This window comes from Ruegeria pomeroyi DSS-3 (assembly GCF_000011965.2).
Lineage (GTDB): Bacteria > Pseudomonadota > Alphaproteobacteria > Rhodobacterales > Rhodobacteraceae > Ruegeria_B > Ruegeria_B pomeroyi.
In genome coordinates this window covers 169,500-195,310 of record NC_003911.12, presented here as the reverse complement: position 1 = coordinate 195,310, position 25,811 = coordinate 169,500, and the positions used below count along the sequence as shown (strand labels likewise).

General features: G+C 63.7%; 19 protein-coding genes and 1 tRNA gene. 7 read left to right on the top strand and 13 right to left on the bottom strand.

Annotated elements, in window-relative coordinates:
• Positions 1-537 (top strand): flagellar basal body-associated FliL family protein, encoded by a 537-nt coding sequence (locus tag SPO_RS00890; protein WP_011045943.1) that lies wholly within the window; start codon positions 1-3, stop codon positions 535-537.
• Between the two features lie 94 nt (positions 538-631).
• On the opposite strand, the gene SPO_RS00885 is transcribed toward SPO_RS00890, so the two are convergent.
• From SPO_RS00885 to SPO_RS00860, 6 genes are all read right to left on the bottom strand, one after another.
• Entirely contained in the window at positions 632-1,018 is a 387-nt protein-coding gene (locus tag SPO_RS00885) for a hypothetical protein (protein ID WP_144083940.1), read from the bottom strand.
• A gap of 20 nt (positions 1,019-1,038) precedes the next feature.
• Positions 1,039-2,127, bottom strand: a complete 1,089-nt coding sequence (flhB, locus tag SPO_RS00880; protein WP_011045941.1) for a flagellar type III secretion system protein FlhB — start codon at positions 2,125-2,127, stop codon at positions 1,039-1,041.
• Positions 2,124-2,897 carry a flagellar biosynthetic protein FliR gene (locus SPO_RS00875; protein ID WP_011045940.1) on the bottom strand — a complete coding sequence of 258 codons (774 nt, stop codon included), beginning with the start codon at positions 2,895-2,897 and terminating at the stop codon, positions 2,124-2,126. Before SPO_RS00875 ends, flhB begins: the two co-directional genes overlap by 4 nt.
• Positions 2,894-4,921: a flagellar biosynthesis protein FlhA gene (gene flhA, locus SPO_RS00870; protein ID WP_413243710.1), complete on the bottom strand. Its 2,028-nt coding sequence runs from the start codon at positions 4,919-4,921 to the stop codon at positions 2,894-2,896. Before flhA ends, SPO_RS00875 begins: the two co-directional genes overlap by 4 nt.
• Before the next feature lie 69 nt (positions 4,922-4,990).
• A complete protein-coding gene (locus SPO_RS00865; protein WP_011045938.1) occupies positions 4,991-5,689 on the bottom strand; it encodes a lytic transglycosylase domain-containing protein in 699 nt (232 codons plus the stop codon).
• 53 nt (positions 5,690-5,742) lie between these two features.
• A complete protein-coding gene (locus tag SPO_RS00860) occupies positions 5,743-6,381 on the bottom strand; it encodes a TetR/AcrR family transcriptional regulator (RefSeq protein WP_011045937.1) in 639 nt (212 codons plus the stop codon).
• A gap of 106 nt (positions 6,382-6,487) precedes the next feature.
• Here SPO_RS00860 and SPO_RS00855 point away from each other — a divergent pair, with 106 nt between their 5' ends.
• The 4 genes from SPO_RS00855 to SPO_RS00840 are packed head-to-tail and all read left to right on the top strand — an operon-like array spanning position 6,488 to position 12,820.
• Positions 6,488-8,056, top strand: coding sequence for a trimethylamine methyltransferase family protein (locus SPO_RS00855; protein WP_011045936.1), 1,569 nt, complete (start codon positions 6,488-6,490; stop codon positions 8,054-8,056).
• Positions 8,057-8,065: 9 nt separating this feature from the next.
• The gene (locus SPO_RS00850) at positions 8,066-10,111 is read left to right on the top strand and encodes an NADH:flavin oxidoreductase (RefSeq protein ID WP_011045935.1); all 2,046 of its coding nucleotides are present in this window, start codon (positions 8,066-8,068) and stop codon (positions 10,109-10,111) included.
• 1 nt (position 10,112) lies between these two features.
• The gene (locus SPO_RS00845) at positions 10,113-10,844 is read left to right on the top strand and encodes an NAD(P)-binding domain-containing protein (protein ID WP_011045934.1); all 732 of its coding nucleotides are present in this window, start codon (positions 10,113-10,115) and stop codon (positions 10,842-10,844) included.
• The gene (locus SPO_RS00840; protein ID WP_011045933.1) at positions 10,841-12,820 is read left to right on the top strand and encodes an FAD-dependent oxidoreductase; all 1,980 of its coding nucleotides are present in this window, start codon (positions 10,841-10,843) and stop codon (positions 12,818-12,820) included. Before SPO_RS00845 ends, SPO_RS00840 begins: the two co-directional genes overlap by 4 nt.
• On the opposite strand, the gene SPO_RS00835 is transcribed toward SPO_RS00840, so the two are convergent.
• Both SPO_RS00835 and SPO_RS00830 read right to left on the bottom strand, forming a co-directional pair.
• Positions 12,817-15,288 carry a hybrid sensor histidine kinase/response regulator gene (locus tag SPO_RS00835; protein ID WP_011045932.1) on the bottom strand — a complete coding sequence of 824 codons (2,472 nt, stop codon included), beginning with the start codon at positions 15,286-15,288 and terminating at the stop codon, positions 12,817-12,819. The genes SPO_RS00840 and SPO_RS00835 overlap by 4 nt on opposite strands.
• A gap of 55 nt (positions 15,289-15,343) precedes the next feature.
• Positions 15,344-15,826 (bottom strand): oxidoreductase, encoded by a 483-nt coding sequence (locus tag SPO_RS00830; protein WP_044027778.1) that lies wholly within the window; start codon positions 15,824-15,826, stop codon positions 15,344-15,346.
• 337 nt (positions 15,827-16,163) lie between these two features.
• On the opposite strand from SPO_RS00830, the gene SPO_RS00825 reads away from it, so the two are divergent.
• Complete coding sequence (locus SPO_RS00825) at positions 16,164-16,778, top strand: response regulator (protein WP_011045930.1); 615 nt, start codon at positions 16,164-16,166, stop codon at positions 16,776-16,778.
• 113 nt (positions 16,779-16,891) lie between these two features.
• On the opposite strand, the gene SPO_RS00820 is transcribed toward SPO_RS00825, so the two are convergent.
• The 3 genes from SPO_RS00820 to SPO_RS00805 all read right to left on the bottom strand — a co-directional run bounded on the left by SPO_RS00820 (position 16,892) and on the right by SPO_RS00805 (position 20,841).
• Positions 16,892-18,304 (bottom strand): RtcB family protein, encoded by a 1,413-nt coding sequence (locus tag SPO_RS00820; protein WP_011045929.1) that lies wholly within the window; start codon positions 18,302-18,304, stop codon positions 16,892-16,894.
• 617 nt (positions 18,305-18,921) lie between these two features.
• Positions 18,922-18,999, bottom strand: a tRNA-Pro gene (locus SPO_RS00815).
• Between the two features lie 285 nt (positions 19,000-19,284).
• On the bottom strand, positions 19,285-20,841 hold the full coding sequence (locus SPO_RS00805; protein WP_044027777.1) for a TROVE domain-containing protein: 1,557 nt from the start codon (positions 20,839-20,841) through the stop codon (positions 19,285-19,287).
• Positions 20,842-21,015: 174 nt separating this feature from the next.
• On the opposite strand from SPO_RS00805, the gene rtcR reads away from it, so the two are divergent.
• Positions 21,016-22,587 (top strand): RNA repair transcriptional activator RtcR, encoded by a 1,572-nt coding sequence (gene rtcR, locus SPO_RS00800; RefSeq protein WP_011045927.1) that lies wholly within the window; start codon positions 21,016-21,018, stop codon positions 22,585-22,587.
• Between the two features lie 47 nt (positions 22,588-22,634).
• Here the strand turns inward: rtcR and gyrB are convergent, their stop codons facing one another.
• The gene (gyrB, locus tag SPO_RS00795; RefSeq protein ID WP_011045926.1) at positions 22,635-25,052 is read right to left on the bottom strand and encodes a DNA topoisomerase (ATP-hydrolyzing) subunit B; all 2,418 of its coding nucleotides are present in this window, start codon (positions 25,050-25,052) and stop codon (positions 22,635-22,637) included.
• An 84-nt stretch (positions 25,053-25,136) separates the two neighbouring features.
• Positions 25,137-25,730, bottom strand: a complete 594-nt coding sequence (locus SPO_RS00790) for an NAD(P)H-dependent oxidoreductase (protein WP_011045925.1) — start codon at positions 25,728-25,730, stop codon at positions 25,137-25,139.
• Between the last annotated feature and the right edge of the window lie 81 nt (positions 25,731-25,811).

The following is a 25,811-nucleotide window of genomic DNA, read 5'->3' as shown; positions in this document are numbered from 1 at the left end:
ATGTTGGGTAAACTGCTTCCGGTTCTTTTCCTTGTTGTGGGCCTTGGCGCCGGGGTGGGCGCCGGGGTGTTCCTTGGCCCCAAACCGTCGCAGGACAGCGCCCATGCGAGCGATCAGGCCAGTGACCATGGCGAAGAGAAACCGTCCAAGGCCAAACCCGGTGATCAGGCCAAATCGGAACCGTCCGAGGATCACGACGCCGAGGATTCGGGCAACGAATACGTCAAGATGAACAAACCCTTTGTGGTGCCGCTGGTGCACAAGGACCAGATCAGCGGCCTGGCCACGGTGTCGCTCAGCCTCGAGGTCCAGCCGGGTTTCAGCGAGAATTTCTACGCCAAGGAACCCAAGCTGCGCGACGGTTTCCTTCAGGTCCTGTTCGACCATGCCAATATCGGCGGTTTCGACGGTGCCTTTACCCGGCCCGGAAATCTCGACCCGCTGCGCGTCGCCTTGCTTGAATCGGCGCAAAAGGCATTCGGCGACAATATCGTCAGCGTGCTGATCGTCGATATCGCCAGACAGGACTCCTATTGAGCGGGGTCCGAACCGCCAACATCTTCACCCCGGTCGGCTACCAATGCCTCGCCGTCAGGCGGGGCATTTCTGGGTCTCTACCGGTTAGTCGGATCTAACGCAGCGCGGCGTCACGGGTGAGCGCATCAAGCTGCGCCTTGCGACGGGCCTTTGCCCGGGCCGATTTGTCATCCTGTGCGATTTGCGCAATGGCCTGCTTGCGACCAAAGGCGCGTTTCAGATCATCCATCATCGACAACCGTTTCGCCCGCGCCCGCGCCAGATCGGAGTTCAGCTGGCGGCGGGTCCGGCTCTCCCAGCTTTGCCAGAGGATGTCGGCGCCGACCGAGCGATAGCCATGATCTCCTGATCCTTCGGCACGGATGCGGACAACCTGGTCATCAAGCCGGGCAATCTGCGCGGCGATGCGCGCCTCTTCCTCCAGAACGGCCCGGATACGCTCGTATTCGCGCAAATAGAGCGCCTCTCCCACTCTCGTCATTTGATCCAGTATCGAGTGTCTCACCACGCCCTCCCCTTGGCCCGCTTGCGCATCGCCTCGGCAAAACGGATCGCAGCGGCGACCGGGCGATAATGCTCCTCGGAAATCTCCTGCCCGATCTCAACCCCGGCATGCAGGGCCCGCGCGGTGGGTGGATCGGAGTGGATCGGCACCCCGGCCTCGGCCGCGCTGCGGCGGATCGCGGCGGCAACCTCGTCGACCCCTTTGGCCACACAGACCGGCGCCGCACCTGGCAGGCGTGACCATTTCAGGGCAACCGCGTAATGGGTCGGGTTCACGATCACCACATCGGCCCCCGGCACATCGGCCAGCATCTGGTTCATCGCGATTTCCTGCCCTTTCTGGCGCCGCTTCTGCTTCATATGCGGGTCGCCCTCGGCATCCTTGGTCTCGTCCATCAGCTCCTTGCGGGACATCATGTTCTTGCGGATGTGTTCGGCATGCTGCCACAGATAGTCGATGGCCCCGATCACCAGTGCCACGGTCGCCACCAGGAACATGAACCGCATCAACAGCCGCGCCATCAGCAGCACCGACTGGCGCGCCTCCATCCCGGCGGACGAGACGATGTCGGACAGGTTCAGCTTGATGAAAAAGCCCAGACACACCGAATAGAGCAGCAATTTGACAAAGCTCTTGGCAAATTCGAACAGGCCGCCGCGCCCGAACTTGTTCTTGGCGTTCTGCAGGATCGAGATGCGCGAGATCTTGGGCACCAGCTTGCTGGGCGCCATGACAAAGGCGCGCTGGGCCACCACCGACAGGATCACCGCCGCCGCCGGCACCAGGAACCACGGCAGGATCGAGGCCCCCACCGTCCCCATAAGCCCGCCGACCGGACCAACTGCGCGCCCCTCAAAGACAAGGCGCGACAGGCCATCGGCCTGCCCGATCAACACCGTCAGCGCGGTGCCCAGCTTTGTGATGCTGGCCGCGCCCAAGGCAGACAGGGCCAGCAACAATCCGGCATAGGCCGCCACCACCGACAGATCGGCGGATTTGGCAACCTCTCCCTTCTCCCGCGCTTTCTGGAGCTTCTGCGGTGTCGGCTCGTATGACTTGTCGCTGTCGTCATCCTGCCCGCTCATGGACGTGCCCCGACCGGATCCTGGAAGAAGCTCCACAGCGCGTCGAGCCAGACCGACAGCAGAAGCGGCGTGCCGACCAGCAACAGCGCCATGCCGCCGAAGGTGATCACCGGCGCGCCGACAAAGGCGACCATCAACTGTGGCATCGCCCGGTTGATCGCCCCCAGGGCCAGGTTATAGATCAGCGAGGCGATGACAAAGGGCGCCGCCAACGCAAAGGCCAGCGCGAACATGCGGCCGATCTGGGCGACACCCCATTGGCTGAGGTCTCCGGGATGGGGCAGCTTGCCGATCGGAAAGATCGTGTAGGAGTGGATCAGGAACTCGGCAACCCGCACATGCAGGCCCGACATGACCGCCAGCGCCAGCCCGTCCATCATCAGCAGATGACCCATGGCAGGCGTCGGCTCGGCCACCGCATTGCCCAGAAGCTGCGACAGAGACGTGGCCTGCGCCGCGATCATGCCCGCCACCTGCAAGGCCATGGCAAACAGCCGGATGCCCAGCCCCATGACCAGCCCGGCAAGCGCCTCGGTCCCCGCAAGCATTGCGAATTGAAGGACATTTGTGATCTCGGGCGCCTGGGGCGTGGCCGGAGCCACGATCACGGCAAACGCGGCGGCGACCCCCAGCCGCACCCGCATCGGGATCGACTGCTCGCCAAAGGCGGGCAGGACCGAGACCAGGGCCGAGACCCGCAGGAACACGGCAAAGAGCTGCCACAGCTCGCCCGAGATCAGCGCCAGCAACTCGGGCGGCAGCGCGATCATGCGGGCACCTGTCCCACCAGCGCCGGGCGCGCCTCCATCCCGATTTCCTCGAAGGAGAGGACCGGGTTCGGGATGCCGCGCGCCCGCAGGATGGTGCGCAGGAAACGGCGGCGGCGGGTCGAGGTCACCAGCGCCGCGAATATCCCCTGCCCCGCCGTCTGCGACAGGCGTTTGGCAACGCCATCGGCCAGCTTGTTGAACAGATCGGGCGGCAGCGCGATATCAAGGCCGCCGCCAGCGCCATCGACCTGATAGGTGGCAAAGGCGTCCTCCCATTCCGGCGCCAGTTGCACCAGCGGGATCGACCCGTCGGCGCGCTTCATCTCGGCCACCAGTTGAAAGCCCAGCCGCTGGCGGACATGTTCACAGATCGCCTCGGGCTGGGTGGTGGCCAGCCGTGCCTCGGCCACCGCTTCGAGGATCAGAGGCATATTGCGGATCGACACGCGTTCCTCGAGCAGCAGGCGCAAAACTGCATGCAACGTGTCGATCGGCACCTTGTCGGGGATCAGCTCGTCCAGAAGCTTCTGATTGGCCTCGGACCGGACCGGATCGGACAGGCGAGTCATCTCGGACAGCAGGCGGCGCAGCGATTTCAGCGTCAGCAGGCGGGCAAAGTTCTGTTTGATCACTTCCAGCAGGTGAGTGGCGAGAATCTCGGGCGGGCTGACAATGGTCGCGCCCGACAGCGCTGCCGCCTCCTGATCCTTGGGCAGGATCCAGCGGGCTGGCGCGCCGTAGACCGGCTCGGTCACGTCCTCACCCGCGGGCAGTGCGTCGGGATGATCTGTCATCAGCGCCAGTACAAGATCGGGATGCAGCACGCCGCGCACCTGCTCGACCCCCTGCACTTTGATCACATAGGTGCCCTGGGGCAGTTCGGCCTGATCGGTAAGGCGGATGTCGGGCAGGATCAAGCCATAGATCGAGGCCACATGCGTGCGCATATTGGCAATGCGCGCATCCAGCCCGGTGCCCGGGTCCAGCGCCATGCCCACCAGATCGGGGGCGAATTCCAGATGCACATCGTCGAGGTCGAGGATATCGCCGATCCCCTGCCGCGCCACCGGCGTCTGTTCCTCGGTGATCCGGGCGGCGCTCTCGGCCTCTTGTTTCTGTTTCAGCCGCATGCGCCAGGCGGCATATCCCAGAACCGCACCGCCCGAGATGAAGGGCAGAAACGGCAGCCCGGGCACCAGCGCGAACAGAACCATCAGCAGCGCTACCGTGGCCAGCGCCGCCGGGTGCTTGCCCAGTTGCGCGAACAGCGCATTGTCGGTGGCGCCCTGGGTGCCGCCGCGCGCCAGCAGCAGCGCCGAGGCGATCGATATGATCACGGCCGGAATCTGTGACACCAGGCCATCGCCCACGGTGAGGATGGCATAGGTCTCGAACGCGGCGCTCATCGGCATGCCGTGCACGACCACACCCATGATCAGGCCCATCACCAGGTTCAGCAGGGTGATCAGCAGCCCGGCGATGGCGTCGCCCTTGACGAATTTCGACGCACCGTCGAGCGAGCCGAAGAAAGTGGTTTCCTGCTGCTCCAGCTCGCGCCGGGCCTTGGCTTCCTGATGGTCGATGGCGCCTGCCGACATGTCGCTGTCGATGGCCAGCTGCTTGCCCGGCATACCGTCCAATGCAAACCGCGCGCCGACCTCTGCCATGCGGGCGGCGCCCTTGGTGATCACCATGAAGTTGACTATCAGGAGCACGCCAAAGACCACAAGCCCCAGAAACACGCTGCCGCCCATCACGAACTGGGCAAACCCCTCGATCACGTCGCCGGCGGCGTTCGGGCCGGTATGACCCTGACCGATGATCAGCTTGGTCGAGGACACGTTCAGCGACAGCCGCAGCATCAGCGAGGCGAGCAGGATCGTCGGAAAGGCCGAGAAATCGAGCGGCCGCTCGATGAACAGGGTCAGGGTAAAGATCAGGATCGCCAACGCAAACGAGGCGGCCAGCCCGATATCCAGCACCCAGGCCGGCATCGGCAGGATCATCATCACGATGATCGCCATCAGGGCAATTGCTAGCAGGACCGTGGGGCTGAACAGCGTTTCGGTGGTAAGCTTGGGCACGGCGCGATCCTAGTTGAACGAGATGAAGGGGCGGGCGCCCGATCCGGTTGCAAACAGCGATCCCAGCCGGGCCGGGCCGGGCGGCGCCTCTTGCCGTGCAAACAGCGGCTGCGCGCCTCCGGTATCGGGCGTGCGGTGCGGGTTCGGCATTGGCCCCTCGCCCAGCGCCGCGCGGGTTCTGTCGAACCGCGAGGCATAGGCATCGGCCAGGGATTGCGTGCGCGAGTGATACGCCCCCGCCGCCGCCGACCAGGACCCCAATTCACCAAACAGGTCGTTCAGGAACCGGGCGGCATAATCGGCGTTCCGCTCGGGGTCGAACATCTCTTCGATCGAGGAGAACCCCTGGCTGTGCCAGCGGTAATTGATTTGGAAACACCCCACGTCAAAACTGCGGGCACCGGATTTGAACCGTTCGAACACGAATTTGCGCGCCGCGAATTCGGTCGGAAACCAATGGCCGGTTCCCTCCATGTTCACGGTCCAAGGCCAGGGTGCAAGTTGCCCGTCACTGCGGCGCCCGGTTTCGACCCGGGTGATCGCGCGCAGCACGTCGAGCGGCACGCCGTGCCGGTTAGCGGCGCTACGCGCGGCCTGATCGCACAGCGACGACACCCCGGGATCGAGCTTTGCCAGGGCCGGTGCCGCCGCAAACAGAACAGAGAGCCACACAAACGCGGCAAAGCGGGTAATCAGGTTCAAGGGCATTCTGCCTGTCCGGGGATTCTTCCAGTTCCCCCGGAGGCTATCGCCCGCCCGGTTTACATCTGGTTAGCAGCGGCCCGCCACTTGGCCGCATGGCGCGACAGGAACCGGTCCACATCCGCCTGATCCGGGGTGACGCCGGTAAAGACCTCGACATAGTCGGGCATATTGGCGATGCGGATATCGGGATGTTCCTCGATCTGCATCGAGATATAGCCAACCTGCGTATACATCACGGTCAGAGAGCGCACCCGGGCCTGGTTCTCGGGGTAACCAAAGCGCAGGAACATACCCGCCACCGCGTCCTGTCGGGCCTGATCGGCCTGGTCCAGACGCTGATGCAGGCCAGGATCGTTGCGCGCCCAGTTGCGAATCGCCAGATCCAGCCGCGCATCGAACAGCCCGTCATCCAGCCAGCAATCGAACAGGTTGAACATCGCCTCGACGATGCTTTCGGCATAGGCCTCGGCGCGGGCTACCAGATTGCCGGTGTTCTTCTCTTCCCAGCGCTGGATCATCGCCTCAAGCAAGGTCTCGCGATCCTTGAAATACCAATAGAACCCGGTGCGCGAGACGCCCAGTTTTTGCGCCAGGGGCATGATCTTGACCGCCTCGACCCCGCTTTCGGTCAACAGCTCATAGGCCGCGTCCAGCCAGGCGCTCTCAGATCCGGTGGGTTTGGGTGCCAGTGACATGTCGATGGAGGTAGCAGGATTGACACCTATGCACAAGTATCTTGACACATGTGTCGAGTCTCGGCCAAGAATATTCATCCAACCCGATTTCGGCAGGTAGTTTCACATGAGCGAACAGACACCCCTTCGGTCCCGCCGGTCCCGCCGCGCCTCTGGCAAGGCAGGCCGTTCCGCCGAGCCCGGCCAGAACCTGCACCTGCGCGTGCCCTATATCACCCGCAAGATCCCGACCTACGATCTGCTGGGCGAGGAGTCGCTGGACAAGATCGAGGCCACCGCCGACCGTATCCTGGCCGAGATCGGGATCGAACTGCGCGACGACGAAGAAAGCATGCGGCTCTACAAACGGGCCGGGGCCCAGGTCACCGAGTTGCGGGCCGATGCCTGGAACATCCGGTTCGAGCCGGGGATGCTGCGCGAGATCCTGAAAACCGCGCCTGCACGCTTTACCCAGCATGCGCGCAACCCGGCCAACAATGTCGATATCGGCGGCGACGCGATGGTGTTCGCACCCGCCTATGGCTCGCCTTTCGTGATGGATATGGACAATGGCCGCCGCTATGGCACCATCCAGGACTTCCAGAACCTGATCAAGCTGGGCCAGTCCTCGCCCTGGTTGCACCATTCCGGCGGCACCATCTGCGAACCCACCGATATTCCGGTGAACAAGCGGCACCTGGACATGGTCTATTCGCACATGCGCTATTCCGACCGCGCCTTTCTGGGCTCGATCACCGCGCCGGAACGGGCCGCCGACAGTGTCGAGATGTGCCGCATCCTGTTCGGGGCGGACTTCGTCGACCAGAACTGCGTGATCATGGGCAACTTCAACACCACTTCGCCCTTGGTGATCGACGGGGTGACGGCGGCGGGCATCCGCACCTATGCGGCCGCCGGACAAGGCTCGATACACCTGCCCTTCCTGCTGGGCGGCGCGGTGTCACCGCTGACCATGGCCGGAGCCGTCGCGCAGTGCCTCGCCGAATCGATGGCCTCAAGCGCGCTCACACAGCTGGTGCGCCCCGGTGCACCCGCGATTCTGGCGGGCTTCCTGTCGTCGATGAGCTTGCGCTCGGGCAGCCCCACCTTTGGCACGCCGGAACCGGCGCTGGGTTCTCTGGTGATGGGCCAACTGGCGCGCCGCCTGAACATGCCGTTGCGCTGCGCCGGCAACTTCTCGACCTCCAAGGCGCCCGACGGGCAGGCCATGCAGCAGGCGATGATGTCGATGATGTCGGCGGTTCAGGGCGGTGCCAACTACATCCTGCATTCGGCCGGTTTCGTCGACGGGCTGCTCAGCATGTCCTATGAGAAATTCGTGATGGACACCGACATGTGCGGAGCGCTGCATTCCTATCTGGCCGGGATCGAGGTGAACGAGGATACGCTGGGCTTTGACGCGCTGGCGCAGAACGGCCCGGGCGAACATCTGTTCGGCACCGACCACACCCTGCGCCACTATGAAACCGCCTATTGGGACAGCGGGCTGAACGACGATCAGACCCACGAAACCTGGTCCGAACAGGGCAGCGCCGATTATGCGATCCGCGCCAACAAGCGCTGGAAGGACATCCTGAACACCTACGAGGCGCCGGTGATGGACGACGCCACCGACGAGGCGCTGCGCGAGTTCATCGACCGCAAGAAAGCCTCCATGCCCGACGCCTGGTACTGAGGAAAGCCCATGTCCCGTGATCCGCTGCTGCAGCCCTTTCAGCTGAAACACCTGACCCTGAAGAACCGGATCATGACCACAGCGCATGAACCGGCCTATCCCGAAGACGGCATGCCGAAACAGCGTTATGCGGCCTATCACGCCGAACGCGCCCGCGCGGGCGTGGCGCTGGCGATGACCGCAGGGTCGGCGGCGGTGTCGCGCGACAGCCCGCCGGTCTTCAACAATATCCTGGCCTACAAGGACGAGGTGGTGCCGTGGATCCGGCAACTGACCGATGCCTGCCATGATCATGGCTGCGCAGTGATGATCCAGCTGACCCATCTTGGCCGTCGCACCGGGTGGAACAAGGGCGAGTGGCTGCCCTCGGTCAGCTCGTCCCGGCACCGCGAACCGGCCCATCGCGCCTTTCCGAAACTGGCCGAGGACTGGGATATCGCCCGCATCATCTCGGATTTCGCCGATGCCGCGGAACGGATGAAAGAGGGCGGCATGGACGGGATCGAATTGCAGGTCTATGGCCACCTGCTGGATCAGTTCTGGTCACCGTTGACCAACGACCTGGACGGGCCCTATGGCGGCCAGACCCTGGAAAGCCGGATGAAGATGCCGCTGGATGTGCTGCGCGCGGTGCGGGCACGGGTTGGCGATGATTTCATCGTCGGCCTGCGCTATACCGCCGACGAGGCGGCAGAGGGCGGCATCGGCCCCGAAGAGGGGATCGAGATATCAAAACGGCTGGCAGATACCGGCATGGTCGATTTCCTGAACGTGATCCGGGGCCGCATCCACACCGACCCGGCGATGACCGACGTGATCCCGGTGCAGGGCATGAAAAGCGCCCCGCATCTGGATTTCGCGGGCGAGGTGAAAAAGGCCACCGGCATGCCGACCTTTCACGCCGCGCGCATCCCCGATGTGGCCACCGCGCGCCACGCGGTCGCCTCGGGTCTGCTGGACATGGTGGGCATGACCCGCGCCCACATGGCCGACCCCCATATCGTGCAGAAGATCGTCGAGGGGCGCGAGGACGATATCCGCCCCTGTGTCGGGGCCACCTATTGCCTTGACCGGATCTATCAGGCGGGCGAGGCACTGTGCATCCACAACCCGGCCACGGGGCGCGAGCTGACCATGCCGCACACGATCCCCTCTGCCCAGACGCGCAAACGTGTCGTGGTGGTGGGGGCCGGTCCGGCGGGGCTCGAGGCGGCGCGCGTCGCCGCTGAACGCGGCCACCATGTCACTGTGTTTGAGGCCCAGCCCGATCCCGGCGGCCAGGTCCGCCTGACCGCGCAGAACCCGCGCCGGCGCGAGATGATCGGCATCATCGACTGGCGCATGGCCCAATGCGCCGCCCGCGATGTCGAGTTCCGCTTCAACACCTGGGCCGAGGCGGCTGATGTCACCGCTCTGAACCCAGATGTGGTGATCGTCGCCACCGGCGGCCTGCCCAATACCGAACTGTTCGAAACCGGGCGTGAGAATAACCTGGTGGTCAGCGCCTGGGACCTGATTTCGGGCGATGTGAAACCGGCGCAGAATGTCCTGATCTATGACGAAAGCGGCGATCATCCCGCGTTGATGGCGGCCGAGGTCGCCGCCAATGCGGGTGCAAAGGTCGAAGTGATGACCCCAGACCGTATGTTCGCACCCGACATCATGGGCATGAACCTGGTGCCCTACATGCGCGCGCTGCAGGACAAGGACACCACCTTTACCGTCACCCGGCGCCTGCTGGACGTGACCCGCGACGGCAACCAGCTGCGCGCCAGGATCGGCACCGATTACAGCAGCTTCACCAAGGATCAGACCTATGATCAGGTGGTGGTGAACTATGGCACCATGCCGATGGCCGATCTCTACTTCGAACTCAGGCCGCTGTCGCGCAACGGGGGCGAGGTCGACTATGACGCGCTGATTGCAGGCAACCCGCAGACGGTTGAAACCAACCTGGATGGCGCGTTCCAGCTGTTCCGCATCGGCGACGCGGTCAGCGCCCGCAACACTCACGCGGCAATCTATGACGCGCTGAGGCTGATGAAGGATATCTGACATGCGGATCGGGGTGATCGGAACCGGAACCATCGCAACTGCCGTCGTGCACGGTATCGCGGGCGACGGACATGCGATCACCGTATCAGAACGCAGCGCGGCCAATGCACAGGCCTTGGCCGCCGCTTACCCCAACGTTCGGGTCGCCTCCAATCAGGTGGTTGTTGAGGAATGCGATATCCTCACCCTCGGCCTGATGGCTGAGCAGGCTCCCGAAATCCTGGGGCCGCTGCCCTTTCGCGCCGATCAGCAGGTGATCACCCTGATGGCGGGCGCCACGCTGGAGCAGGTGGCGCAGATGGTCGCCCCGGCGCGTGCCGCCGCGATCATGATGCCCTTTCCGAGTATCGCACAGGGCGGCTCGCCCATCATGATGCAAGGCGACGCCGATCTGGTGGCTGCGCTCTTTGGTGCCCGTAACCGGATCTTCGCAGTCAGGGACGCCGCCGAGATGGCGGCCTATCTCTGCGCGCAGGCGGTGCTCTCTCCGGTCGCCCGAATGGTGGATGATGCGGCGGGCTGGCTCGCCACCCGCGTCTCCGACCCCGTGCAAGGAGAGGCGTTTCTGCGTGCGTTGGTCGCCTCCAGCCTTGCGGACACTGACAGCGCCAGCCTGATCGAGGCGCTCAATACGCCGGGCGGCTATAACCAGCGCCTGCGCTTGCATATGGAGGGCGCGGGCATGGGCGACAGCCTGCGCGCGGGGCTTGATGCGCTGGAGACCGGAGCATGAGCTTCAAACATGTCTTCGCCCCGGTCCAGCTGCGCCACAAACAGCTGAAGAACCGCATCGTGTTCGGTGCCCACACCACCAACATGGCCCATGACGGTCTGCCGGGGGATCAGCACCTGGCCTATTACCTGGAGCGCGCTTTGGGTGGCGCGGCGATGATCGTGGTCGAGCCGATGCCGGTCCATGCCGCCGCCGTGCTGACGCGCGGCAATTTCCGCCACTCCAGCGATGACGTCATCCCGCATTTCGCCCGCATCACCCAGGCCTGCAAGGCGCATGGCACGGTGATGATCCAGCAGCTCTATCACGTGGGCGCGCATGGCGACTGGGACAATTCCTGGCATGCCAACTGGTCGCCCTCGGGCGGGCCCAGCTATCATGACAACGATGGCAGCCACGCCATGACCGAGGATGAGATCGAGGAGACCATTCAGGGCTTTGTCGATGCCGCGGTCCGGTGCCAGAAATCCGGCTTCGACGGGGTCGAGGTCTGGGCCGCCTATCACTGCCTGCTTGACCAGTTCTGGACCCCGTTTTCCAACCAGCGCAGCGACCAATGGGGCGGCTCGCTTGAAAACCGCACCCGGCTCTCGCGCGAAATCATGGCGCGCATCCGCGCCGCCTGCGGCCCTGATTTCATCATCGGCCTGTCGGTGAACGACGATTCCGACAAGCCCGTGTGCCTCAGCCATGACGAAATGGTCGAGATCGTGGCGCTGCACGACGCCCAAGGGCTGATGGATTATGTCACCGTCGGCGCGGGCAGCTATTTCAATTTCTACAAGCTCCTGCCCAGCTTTCAGTATGCCGAGAACCTCGGCGCCGATCTGGCCGAGCGGCTGAAACAGGCCAACCTGACCGCGCTGGTCACCGCCGAGGCCAATATCCGCACGCCTGACAACGCCAACACGGTGCTGGGCGCCGGGCGGGCCGATCTGGTGTCGATCGTGCGTGCCCAGATCGCCGACCCGCATCTGGTGGCCAAGGCCGAACGCGGCGCACCCGAAGACATTCGCGGTTGCCTCAGCTGCAACCAGCAATGCTGGGGTCGGCGCGGACGCGACTACTATATCTCCTGCCTGGTGAACCCCTCCGCCGGGCATGAATACCTCTGGGGCGGTGACCGGTTCACGCCCGCGCAGACCCCCAAAACCGTGCTGGTGGTGGGTGGTGGCCCTGCCGGGCTGGAATGCGCCCGGGTGGCTGCCGAACGCGGGCACCGGGTGATCCTGGCCGAGGCGGGGCCGGAACTGGGTGGCCAGTTCCGGCTCGCCGGGCTGCAACCGCGTCGGGCCCAGATCACCGACCTGATCGGCTGGTACGAACGGCAGCTGCGGCAACTTCAAGTCGAGATCCGCCATAACACCTATCTTGATGCCCAGGACGTCGCCACCATCGGCGCCGATGCCGTGATATTGGCCACCGGCTCCGCCCCGCCGGAAACGGGGTTCCAGAAGGCGCTGCCGCAGGTCACCCGCTTGCCGGGGATCGAACGCGGGCAGGTCTGGTCCATCCACGACGTGATGACCCGTGCCGCCCGGCTGGGGGACCATGTCGTGCTGCTGGACGAGGCAGGCAACTGGCGCGGCATCGGCACCGCCTGGCATCTGGCGGAAAAGGGCCACAAGGTCACCATCGTCACCCCCGACCCGATGATCGGGCGGGAACTGGCGCGCTCGGCCACCGATTTCCCCGCCCGCGCCACGCTGGCGGGGCTAGGGGTGCGTTTTGTCACTGAAAGCGCCCTGACAGGGTGGAGCGATGCGGGCGCCGAGGTGGTGTCGCTGTTGACCGGAGAGACCGAGGTGCTCACCGCCGACAGCCTTGTGCTGGCCACCGCCAACACGCCTGAAACCGGGCTGGCGCAAGAGTTGCGGGCCATGGGGATCGAGGCCACCAGCATCGGCGACGCCGCCGCCCCGCGCCTGGCCGCCGCCGCGATCCATGAGGGCCGCAAGACCGGTTTGGCGCTCTAACCGCCCAAGGACACAGCCCGTGTCCGCGCCAATTCGGTTTTGAGCCGATCCAGCATTCCACCCCGGCGGGCGGGCCAGTCAGCGGCATCCGTCGCCTCGATCTCTTGCAGCAATGAATGCAGATCAGCACGACCCAGAATCGCCGCCGACCCGGCCTGTTCATGCACCCGCGCCTTGAGCGTCTCACTCAGCTCCGTGTTGGCGAGATCATCGCAAACCGCATGCAGCGCATCGACCATGCCCAAAAGGTGACGCTGATACTCTGCCATTCCGAACCGGCGGATGAACTCCCGCGCGGTCGAGCGCTCTGCCTCGGCCTCGGGCCGCAGGAGCAGGCCGCTCAACATCTCTTGCAGCTGGAGCATCGAGATCGGCTTGGCCAGAAATCCGTCGAACCCGGCGGCGGCGAACCTCTCCTTGTCCTCGTCGCGCACATTGGCGGTGATCGCGATGGCGCGCACGGGGCCATTGGGGCCCTCTTGTGCCCGGATTTCTCGCAAGGTCTCCAGCCCGTCCTTGCCCGGCATACTGATATCGACCAGCAACAGATCGTACCGGGCACTTTTGGCGGCGGCAACGCCCTCGAACCCGTCGCGGGCCAACACGACCTGACAGCCGAACTCCTCCAGCATGTCCAGAAGCAGCATCCGGTTGATGTCGTTATCCTCGATCACCAGCACCCGCTTGCCCTTCAGTGGTCCGGGTTCCGGCTGGCCCCGTTCTTTCTCGCTGGCGAGTTCAACCGCTTCTCCCGGCTCCAGCGGCAAGCGGATCAGGAACAGGCTGCCCTCATGCTCGATACTTTCGACCTCGATCTCGCCGCCCATGGCCCAGACCAGCCGCCGGGTGATGCTGAGCCCCAACCCGGTGCCCGGGTTTTCGCGGGCATAGGCGGTGTCGATGGTGACGAATTCGTCGAAAATCCGCTCGATATCCTTGGCGGGAATGCCCAGACCGGTATCCGATATGCGGAACTCGATCATCCGGTCATCGTTCAACCTCTCCACTTCCAGTGAAATCTCGCCGTTGCGGGTGAACTTGATCGCGTTTCCCAGCAGATTCACCAGGGCCTGTTGCAAGGCGATCCGGTTGCCCAACACAACTCCCGGATCGTCACCGACCAGAGTGGTTTGCAGCCGGTTGCCCCGCTCTTCGGCGGCAGCGGTCAGGCTCTCGGTCAGGCGCCGGACCATCGGCAACAGCGCAAAGGGTTCTTTCGGGAACTCGATCATTCCGGATTCCAGCCGCGACAGGTCGAGAACCCGGTTGACCTGGGTCAGCAACAGCTCGCCCGAGACCCGGATCGCCCGCACCAGGCGCACCTGCTTTGGCGACAGCTCGTCACGTTCCATCAGGTCCAGCGAGCCGAGAATGCCGTTCAGCGGCGTTCGCATTTCGTGGCTCATCACTGTCAACAACTGCGCCTTGGCCTGGGCGCCCGCCTGTGCGGTATCGCGCGCCTCGCGCAGATCGTCTTCGGTCTTCAGCCGGTTGGTGATGTCCCGCAGGAACGAGATGAACACCAGCTGGTCGCTGGTCTCGGCCAGCGAGATTGACAGTTCGATCGGAAACACCTCGCCCGATTTCCGCATCCCCTCCAGACGCAGGTGGCCCCTGCCGACCACCCGGCTGGTGCCATGTTCGCGAAACCGTCGCATCCCCTCTTCGTGGCGGGCGCGGTAATGGGGCGGGATGATCAGGTCGGACATCGGCTGGCCCAGCGCCTCGCTGCGGGAATAGCCGAACATGGCCTCGGCACCGCCGTTGAATTCGATGATATGGCCCTCGGTATCCACCACCAGCACCGCATCCAGCGCAGATTTCACTGCAGCCTCGAACCGCGATTTCACCGCCTCCTTTTCCGCCGAGACCACCTGACTGCTGCGGTAGAGCCGCAGCAAGAGCAGCGCAACGATTGTCAGCGCCACCAGCAATCCCAGCACCGACAACGCCAGCCGCCGGAGGGTCTCGGACACTTTCAGCCGCTGGGTATCAGCGGCACGGGCCGAGGTATTGACGATCGTCAGCGCCAGGTCCCGCACCTCGGGCGACACCTGTTCGACCAGGTGCGCCAACTCGGGCAGACGGTCGGCAAGTATCGGTTCAGGCGCATCGATGATCGGCACGCTTTCGGCCAGGAACGCCCGCAGCGACTGCAGCCGCTCCTGCACTTCGGGAATCTCGCGCGCCTGATCATAAAGCGCCCCGCGCAGCACGATCTGGGTGCGGCTGTAGAAAATGTCGAACCGGGTTCGCAACTGCTGGATATCGCCCTGCCCTCCGTCGCGCGCCTTGAGCGCCGCGCTCTGAAGTCGCAGCAGTTCGACTTCGAGCTGCGACATGTTCCAGCGGATATCGTCCGACGCCGCTGTCGACAGGGTGTCGAGCCGCACCATCGCCTCGCGACCGAGCAGCGCCGAATACCCGATCAGCACCAGCACGAGTGCAATCCAGAAACCGGTCTTCAACCGGCGGCGAAACGATCTGGTCGAACCTGTGGCGATCTCGGCACCCCGGCGCTGGTTACTTTGGCACCTCCAGCCGGATCAGCTGCCAGATGCTGCGGGCATAATATTCTTCGGTGTTATAATCCGGATTATCGTCATAGGGATAGATGATCCACAAGGGCCCCTTGTCGCGTACCGACATCTGTTCGCCGTTGCGCAGATACGCCACCACCGGGCCGGGCCGCGTTGCATCCGAGGTCGGGATGTCGATCAGGTAATCGTTCAGCGCCACGGCAGTGATCGTGCCCTCAACGGCATCCACATGATCCAGCAGATCGCGCAAGGAGACGCCCTGAAATACCTGAATCCCGTCGGTCCAGATGGTGCTTGTGCGGATCTCGCTGACCGGCAGCGCCCTTAGCGCGTCCAGATCGAAACTGATGGCAGAGCCATCGGAACCGGTAACGGCAAGTACCTCTTCTCCCGCCTTTGCCACCTGCCCAACACTCGCGAGAAGCAATCCGGCCACCAGAATTGGAACGCGTCCGATCGCCCTCATCCTCACCTCCAGAACATCGTTACCCTTTGCGCCATTATGTCAGCCCCCCCTTTGGGAAACACAACGCTTCGGGTTAGTCTGGTATCCTTTTGTATAGCTCTAATGCACAATAGCGTGAGAAACACGGCCTTGAATGCAACAACCCAGCCCCGGAGCACGCGCTTCCCGAAACATTTTTGGGGATGCCAAACTCACCGAAAGGCGCCAAAGTGACGTGGGGTCATTCGCGTCCTGCGGAGACCCCGAATGAGGACAATTTTCCAGGCGCCGCACTGGTAGCCCCGCCCAGCCGAAGCTAAGATGTTCTCAATTGCAGAACATGAAATTTGGACAATGCATGCGAATACTTCTGGCCGACGATCACGCCTTGGTACGGGATACGATCTCGGTCTACTTGCAGAGCGAGGGTGATGCCGAGGTGGTCGCAGTGCCCGATCTCGGCGCCGCAATGCGGGCCGCCGATACCGAGGGTCCTTTCGATCTGATCCTGCTTGATTTCAACATGCCCGGAATGAACGGCCTGGATGGTTTGCGTGCGGCCATCCGCCATGCGCCCGATACTCCGGTCGCGCTGCTCAGCGGAAGCGCCCCCAATCGGGTCGCACAAGAGGCGGTCGATGCGGGCGCTGCCGGTTTTGTCCCCAAGACGCTAGCGGCCAAGAGCCTGTTACACGCCGTGCGCTTCATGATAGCCGGAGAGGTCTTTGTGCCAAGTACCGTCCTGCAAGCGCCCGAAGCCCCCTCGGACGGCGGATTGACCGCGACTCTCAGCCGGCGCGAGAAACAGGTGCTCGGCGGATTGTGTCGCGGCTTGCCCAACAAGGAGATCGCCCGCGAGCTGGACTTGCAGGAAGTGACGATCAAGCTGCATGTCCGTACCTTGTGCAAGAAGCTGAACGCCAAGAACCGCACCCAGGCCGCGATGATCGCAAGGGACGCGGGTTTCGAATAGCGCCGCTGAGCCGACCCGGCCCGAGGGCATGCGGTGCGAGTGCCCCCTCGCCCATGCGAGAAAGATCGTCAGGACCCATCGTCCCGGGAGCATAGGCTGAATGGGTCCCGACTCTAGCGGCGCGTTTTCTTCTTGGCCCAGAACGGCGGCACCTCACCGGCCATGATGCACCCATAGGGATCGATGTAATCCTCGATCTCAGCCAGATCATAAGACCTGATCTGATCGACCACCGACCCCGCCTTCTTGTAGCTCGACGGCAGTTCGGACGCGTCGACCCCACCCGCATGGAAGCGGATGTCGAGCCCTTCCGTCTCGGCCTTCAGCATTGCCTCGGGCGTCATCTTGCCCATGCGCCGCTTGTGCTCGGACCGCGAGAAGTTGCGCCCAGCGCCATGCGGGCTGAAACCGAGGCCCCTCGCCGCATCCTTGCCGCGCACGACCAGTACCGGCTCGGACATGTTGAGCGGGATCAGCGTCAGCCCCGTCGCGTCGGCGGCATAGTCGCCCCAGGCCGGTGTCGCGCCCTTGCCGTGCAGGTAGATGTCGCCGCGCCGAAAGACGAAATTGTGTTCGTTCCAGAACCGGTCGCCCGCTTCGGCCCTCGCGGCCTCCACCGTCGCCTGATGGATGGCGTTGTGGTTGGCCTTGGTCCATTTGCGGATCAGTTGCAGCGCCGCCCAGTAGTCACGCCCCTCGTCGGTATCGGCCGGAATCCAGGCGTTCTGCTTCGCCGTTCCGGGCGATAATTCGCGCCGGAACCGCTCGGCCACCTCCATGCCCAACTTGTACAGCACAGCCCCCGGCCCGCGCGATCCGTGATGGGTCACGATGGCCGTGCGCCCGGTCTTGCGCGACCGGCCGACAAACAGGAAATGGTTGCCGTCGCCTTGCGTCCCCAAATGCTCCTGCGCCATGCGAAGGGCCTTGGGGTTCGACAGGAACGCATTCGCACGAAACGCGTCCAACAAATCGAGCGATACGGTGAACCGGTTGCCCTGCGGACGCCCGCCGGGGCCGAAATGCGTCACCGATTGCGCTGCGTCCAGCACCGTTTTCGGGTCCGCATGACCCAGATCGGTGATCATCACCGAACAGCAGATATCGGCCGAATGCATGCCGGGATGGATCGCATTGCGCGCCGCCGCCACGCCGCCCACCGGGATCGTGCCAACCGGGCCCGCCGGGCAGGCATCGGGCATGATCGCCCCCGCCTCGATCGTCGGCGTGCGCATAAGTGCGGTCATCGTCTCGCGGACCTTTTGGACATTGTCCTCCTCATCCGGGCCGGCGATGTCGATATTCTCGTGAAACGGAACCTCGCCGGGCGCGCGCAGATCATGTGTCACCGGCGCGGGCGGGATCTCGACCTCCAGTTCCATCCGTATCCGGACAAGGCCAAGGCCCGCCGCGCGCATCTCGTTCGCCCGCGCCAGAAGCGCGGGAAACTGCTTGCCGGGCCGATGCCCCCAGTCCTTCAGGTGCTCACCCGTCACCGGGTCATATGTCTTGCTCTCTTCGGTCATTCTTCAAACTCACTCGATAACGGTCACGGCGACAAGGAGGTGGCGAAACGTGTCATAGGCTCTACCAGACTGAGCTACATCGCGCGGGCGCGATGACGGGATTTGAACCCGCGACAATATGATTAACTGTAGTTCCGCCGGCATTCGCCGTGTGTTTTGGGGCCGGGGGACAAGAGGTTCGTGAGAGGCCTTTCAGCGGTCGTTTCAAGCGATGTACTCCCACGGGCATTCCCCCGGGTCTTTCCTTTCATTTCCGGCTCGGCCGGCAGGCTTCGCAGCTGCGACGCGCGGGCTAACACGCCGCTGCTCTGCTGCTAAGCGAACGCAAAATTGGGGGCGCCCCGGCGACAAGGGGGGAAGAAACAACCCGGGGCCGCCCCGCATCCGCAAGGGATGCGTTTGCCGTCTGGGCGCCTGCGAGGAGGGGAGTTCAACCCGCTCGGCTGGTCCGGAATGGTAATGGTGCAGCATGTAGTTCCTTCGGCATTCGCCGGGGCAGTCCTTTCATCGTGGGTCGGGAGGACAACGGATTGCGAGACGTCTCGCCCCGAAGGGCGGGCCTGAGTCGAACAGGCAAAACCCATGTAGTCCCGCAGGCATTCCTCCCGCGAATTTCGTGGTCAGGGATGAAGGATTTGAACCTTCGGCCTCCGCGTCCCAAGCGCGGCACTCTGACCGGGCTGAGCTAATCCCTGTTTGTTGGCTGCAAGGGCAGGGTTCGAACCTGCAACCTGCGGCACCAAAAGCTGTTGCCCGACCAGTTGAGCTACCTTCCAATGGGGTCCCGGCGACAAGGGTTTGGTGAAACTCCCGCTCTATCCGTTTGAGCTACGCGCCGGTCCCCAAAGGGCAACGACGCGACGGGACTCGAACCCGCAACCTGGAGAGTGACAGTCTGTAGTTCCACCGACATTCGCCGAGATAATCTCCTTTAATCCGTTTCGGGGCGGGTCAGGCGGGCAGTTCCGCCTGACCCCGTGTCACAGTTCGATCTTTTCGATCTCGCCAACCCAGTGGTCCGGGCCGGTGCGACCGGCGGCGAAACCGGCGATCTGGTCAAAGACCGCATCCGAGAACCCGCCGATATTCAGCACGTCCTCGCGCGTTTGCACCTGCGACGTGCCGTAGGGCGCGATGTCGATGCAGACCAGTCTGGCCTTCGGGTTCCGGCGCTTGACCTTCTCCCACTCCGCCAGCATCGCGGTTCCCTGCCCGCCAGCCCTTGCATCAACCCAAGACTGGTTGTCGGACACGAAGACCACAAGGTCCGGAGACCGGCCGCGATCGTTCAGCCATTTCAGCGGCGCCGAGCAGGTCGTCCCGCCGCCGCCAAGGGCCGCCAGACGTTCGGCATTCGTCAGGATTGTGTCGCGCGGCTCAAGGCGCACATCGCGCACCTCGAAGTCGAACGGCAGAACCTGACATCCGCGGTTGACCCGGCTAAACGCCGCCGCGACAAGCGCCGCGACATCCACATGCCGTACGACCGAGGTCGCACCCGGGCGGTACCCGGTCACGGCGCAGGTCATGGAGCCGGACACGTCCGGGCACACCACGACCTGACCGTCGATCTTCGGCACGTTGCGAACCGCGATTTCCATCGCGTCGTGCAGCGCCTCGACAATCTCGCGCGGCATATCGGCGGACAGGTTCTGCGCCGCGACCATCAGCTGGTAGGGAAAGGCACGCGCCTTGCCGATCGCTTCCGGATCGCGCAGCAGGGCCGCGACATGGGCCACGTTCTTTGCCACGTTGAAAACCCCGTGACGCTGAAACGTGTTCAGGTTCTGGCGCACCATCTGCCACGAGCCCTTGCGCGCGATCCGCGCCCAATGCTGCGGCGTCAGGTCCAGCTGCGTCAGCATCTGGAACGGCACGTCCGGAACCGGACCCTTGGCCCCCGCCTTGAAGGCCAGCCAGTCCTGCAGCGCCTGCGGCAGCAGGGCCAGATTGCAGGGCCGCCCGACGATCCAGGCGAAAAGCGCCTCCCGCTCCTTGGTCTCCGGCTTCGGGTGAACCATGCGGATCACGTCGGCCAAAGATGGGTCGTTGCCGATATTGGCCGCCAGCAGCGCCCGGTCGGACGCGGTGTTCAGCCAGTTCTGCACCATCGCCTTGGGTGCCGAGCCGAGCGACTTGCGCCCGGTCTGACCTGACCGCATGACCTGTACAAAGGTGCGCAGCATCTTGCCGTTATCGACCACACGGCCAAAGACCCTACGGAACAGGGCCGGATCACGCCGGGCCAGAACCGCCAACAGAACTGCGGGCATGTCCTTCATGTAACCCGACTGGCGGGCATAAATCGCGGCCTGGGCCAGAAAGCACGGCTCGACCGCTTCGGCCAGATCGACGACATATTCCAGCTCGTCCCGAGGGTCGGTGTAGAACATACCGCCGAACGTCCCCGTCACGGCAACCTGCGCCAACGCATGGGCATCGGAATAGGCGTAGGCCGGTGCGCCTTCGGCGTTCCTGGTGGTCGCCTTGGGCAGCAACCGGCCCTTGATCGATGCAAACACGGATTTGTTCGCCATTTCTCTCTCGTCCTCTTTTGTACGAGGACTTTGTGACATGGGATTCGGGAAGCGCCGAGAAAAACATGAAATCAGTCTAGTATGTTGTTTTTGTGCATAAATTACTGATATTGCCGAATTTGGCAACCACAACTACGATACAATTGTATATGAACTTATCCACTGAGATACGACATGCGCAATGTGGTCATCGGATTCCTCGGCACCCAGCTTGACAGCGGCAAGCGCAAGCGCTGGAAGCCGAGTGTCAGCCTTTGCAATCAGCCTGATTTCCCGGTTGACCGGCTGGAGCTGCTTTACGATCAGAAATTCCTGCGCCTGGCCGAGAACGTTCGGCGCGAGATCGAAGTCACCTCACCCAAGACCGAGGTCCTGCTCCGCCAGCTGAACCTATCCGATCCCTGGGATTTTCAGGAGGTCTATGGCAAGCTTTTCGACCTCGCCCGCGACTATGGCTTTGACGAGGATCGCGAGCGCTATTTCGTCCACCTGACCACCGGCACCCATGTTGCGCAGATCTGCTGGTTTCTGCTGACCGAAAGCCGTCATGTGCCCGCCAAGCTGGCCCAGACCGGCCCGCCGCGCGACGAAAAGGACGGCCCCGGCAAGCTAGACATCATCGACCTTGACCTCAGCCGCTACAATGCGCTGCAACAGCGTTTCGACCTATTGGCCCGCGAATACAGCGACCTCTTGAAGGGCGGGATCGAGACGAAAAGCGCGGCCTATAATGCGGTCATCGACCGAATCGAACTGGTGGCCAGCAGTTCGGACGCGCCCATCCTGCTGCTGGGGGACAGCGGCACCGGCAAGACCGAACTGGCCCAGCGGATTTACGAACTGAAGCTGCAAAGGCGGCGGGTGAAGGGGCGGCTTGTGCAGATCAACTGCGCCACTTTGCGGGGAAGTTCCGCATTGGCCACGCTCTTCGGACAGCGCCGCAGCCATACCGGGCAGGCGGGCAGCGAACGCAGCGGCCTGTTGCACGAGGCCAGCGGCGGTGTGCTGTTCCTTGATGAGGTCGACGAACTTGGGCTGGACGAACAGGCGGCCCTGCTGCACGCGATCGAGACCGGGCGCTATTATCCGCTTGGCTCGGACCACGAGGTCACAAGCCGCTTTCAGGTCATCGCCGGAACCAGCCGCGACCCGGTGCACCTGACCGCCGAGGGCCGGTTCCGCCCCGATCTGCTGGCGCGGCTCAACATGTGGAGCTTTCGCCTGCCCGCGCTCAGGGATCGGCGCGAGGATATCGAGGCGAACCTCATTTTCGAACTGGCGCGCGCCGAGCGCGAGCTTGGCACACAGGTCGGATTCAACACCGATGCGCGCGACCTATTCCTGCGGTTTGCGCGCGATCCGGCGACACTCTGGCCCGGAAATTTTCGCGACTTTGGCAGTGCGATCCGCCGTCTGTGCACGCTCGCCCCGAGGGGGCGGATCACCCGCGCCATGGTCGAGGAAGAGATCAAGGGGCTTCGGACGGGCTGGCAGCGTGCAGCGGGTGACGGCGATCACCGCCTGCTGATCGGCATCCTTGGAAATCAGGCGGCAGAGATCGACCCGTTCGACCGGGTGCAGCTTGCCGAGGTGATCCGTGTCTGCCGAACGTCCGCCAGCCTCAGCGAAGCAGGGCGACGGTTGTTTGCCGTCTCGCGCACGCAGCGCCGAACCACAAACGATGCCGACCGCCTCAGAAAGTACCTCCAGCGCTTTGGTCTGGAATGGGCGATGATTGCGGAATGACGGAGGTGCCCGAGGGATCCCGGACACCCGATACTGTCAGCCCGTGATCAGAAATCGAGATTCTCGACACTCAGCGCGTTCTGCTGGATGAACTCGCGGCGGGGTTCGACGGAATCGCCCATCAGTTTGGTAAAGATGTCGTCGGCCTCGACCATGTCATTGACCCGTACCTGCAACAGCGTGCGCGCATCGGGGTCCAGCGTGGTTTCCCACAGCTGTTCGGGGTTCATCTCGCCCAGACCCTTGTAGCGCTGCAGCGTCAGGCCCTTTTCGCCCTCGTCCAGGATCGCCTTGAGCAGGGTCAGCGGGCCGTGGATCGCCTGGGTCCGGTCGCGGCGCACCAGCATCGCGGGCTGGGTGTAGATCTCTTGCAGGCTGCGGGTAAAGCTGCCGGTCTTGCGCGCCTCGCCCGAGCGCAGCATCGGGCCGTCCAGCGTCCGCACCTCTTCCACGCCGCGCAGGATGCGGGCCAGCCGGATACCGTGATCCTGGGTGATCCGGCCCAGCCAGCCGCGCTCGTATTCCAGCGCGATCAGGTCGAGCCGCGCGGCAACCTTGTCGGCCACGCCTTGCAGGTCGGCATCGACCGCACCGGCGACAAAGGCCCCGGCCACCGCGGCCTGTTCCATAATGTGGCGGGGATAATGGGTCGGGAAGGCGTCGAGCACGCGTTTCAGCTGCCGCGCCTCCTCCACCACACGGGTCAGATCCTGACCGACGATCTCTTCGCCATTGCCAAGCTTCAGCACCGCGCCCTCGACGCCCTGGTGGATCAGATAGTCATCCAGCGCCGCCTGGTCTTTGAGATAGACCTCGGACTTGCCGCGCGCGACCTTATAGAGCGGCGGTTGCGCGATATAGAGATACCCGCCCTCGATCAGCTCGGGCATCTGGCGGTAGAAGAAGGTCAGCAGCAGAGTGCGGATATGCGCGCCGTCGACGTCAGCATCGGTCATGATGACGATCTTGTGGTAGCGCAGCTTCGAGATGTTGAACTCGTCGCGCCCGATGCCGGTGCCCAACGCCATCACTAGGTTGCCGATCTCCTGACTGCCCAGCATCCGGTCGAACCGCGCCCGCTCCACGTTCAGGATCTTGCCGCGCAGGGGCAGCACCGCCTGGGTGCGCCGGTCGCGCCCGGTCTGCGCCGAACCACCGGCGCTGTCACCCTCGACCAGGAACACCTCGGTCTTGGACGGGTCCTTTTCAGAACAATCCTTGAGCTTGCCGGCCAGGTAATTGACATCCATCGCCGTCTTGCGCCGGGTCAGTTCACGCGCCTTGCGGGCGGCCTCGCGGGCCAGTGCGGCTTCGATGATCTTGCCGACGATCTGCTTGGCCACGTTGGGGTTCTCTTCGAACCACTCGGCCAGTTTCTCGTTCACCAGGTTCTCGACCGCCGGGCGCACCTCGGAGGAGACCAGCTTGTCCTTGGTCTGGGATGAGAATTTCGGATCGGGTACCTTCACCGACAGGACACAAGTCAGCCCCTCGCGTGCGTCATCGCCTGTGAAGTTGATCTTTTCCCGCTTCGCGATGCCGCTCGATTGGGCATAGTTGTTGATGGTCCGGGTCAGCGCGCCGCGAAAGCCCGCCACATGGGTGCCGCCGTCGCGCTGCGGGATGTTGTTGGTAAAGGGCAGCACCGTCTCGTGATAGCTGTCGTTCCACCACATCGCGATCTCGACGCCGATATCGTCGCGCTCGCCCTTGAAATAGATCGGGGCGGGCATGACCGGAGATTTGGACCGGTCCAGGTATTTGACGAATTCGCGCACGCCGCCCTCATAGAACAGCTCGGTCTCGATCCGCTCGGCCGGGCGCTCGTCGATCAGGATGATGCGCACGCCCGAATTCAGGAAGGCCAGTTCACGCAGGCGCTTTTCCAGCGTCTCGAACACATAGTCCAGGTTCGAGAATGTGGTTGTCGAGGCCAGGAATCGCACCTCGGTCCCGGTGCGGTCGCCGCACTCTCCTACGACGCGCAGATGCTCGACCGTATCGCCACGCTCGAACCGGGCGACATGCTCCTTGCCGTGGCGCCAGATGCGCAGCTCCAGCCAGTCGCTGAGCGCGTTCACCACCGACACCCCGACCCCATGCAGACCGCCCGACACCTTGTAGGAATTGCTGTCGAACTTGCCGCCCGCGTGCAGCTGGGTCATGATCACCTCGGCGGCCGAGACCCCCTCTTCGGCGTGGATATCCACCGGAATCCCACGGCCGTTATCGGCGACGGAAACGCTGCTGTCGGCGTGAATTTTCACCGTTACATGGTCGGCATGGCCCGCAAGCGCCTCGTCGATCCCGTTATCGACGACCTCATACACCATGTGATGCAGGCCCGAACCATCGTCGGTATCGCCGATATACATCCCGGGCCGCTTGCGCACGGCCTCCAAGCCCTTGAGAACTTTGATAGAATCGGCACCGTACTCATTTCCGGGTTGCTCGATTTCGGACATTCGCGCCTTCCTTCGTATTTTTGTGATTTTATACGAAACCCGCAGGGGAATGTCACGGCCCGGGCCTGATTTTCAGCAATTGTTTCAGGCCGCTTTCGCGCCCATCTGCGCCGCCTTGCGCAGCCATTTCCGGACCCGGTCGCCCTCGGCGCCGGTGGCGGGGGCAAATGTCGAGAAGCGGGCCGGCTTGATCCCGACGAAACCCAGGATCTGACGGGCCAGAACCTTCTTGATGGCGTTCGAGTAAAACAGCCCCAACAGCATCGCCGGGGTGTCCGACGTCATCAGCACCCGCGCCGTGCGCCCCTTGAGCAACGGCGCCGGAAGGCCCAGGAAATTGGTGTTGCGGCTGTCAAAGGCCCGTCCCGGCAGCAGCGCACGATCGAACAGCCCCTTCAGCTTGGCCGGGATCGCACCCCACCAGAGCGGTGTGGCCAGAACCACGTGTTCTGCCCATTCAAGATCGGCCAGAAACGCCTCCAACTCGGGCTCCAGCGGTTTGGTGTTCTTATAGCCGCCCTCTCCGTAATCCATGTCGAACCGCATCTGGGACAGATCGTGATAGCGCACCTGATGGCCGCTTTCGCGGGCCGCGCCTGCATAGGCTTCGCTCAGCGATTTCGACAGCGACATCTGGCCCGGGTGGCCGTTGAGAACGATGATTTTCCGTGTGGACATTTGCGCATACCCTCTGCAAAAGTGACCTTGGTCAATTTACATATGGCATAATTGACCGTGGTCAATATATATTTTTGACCA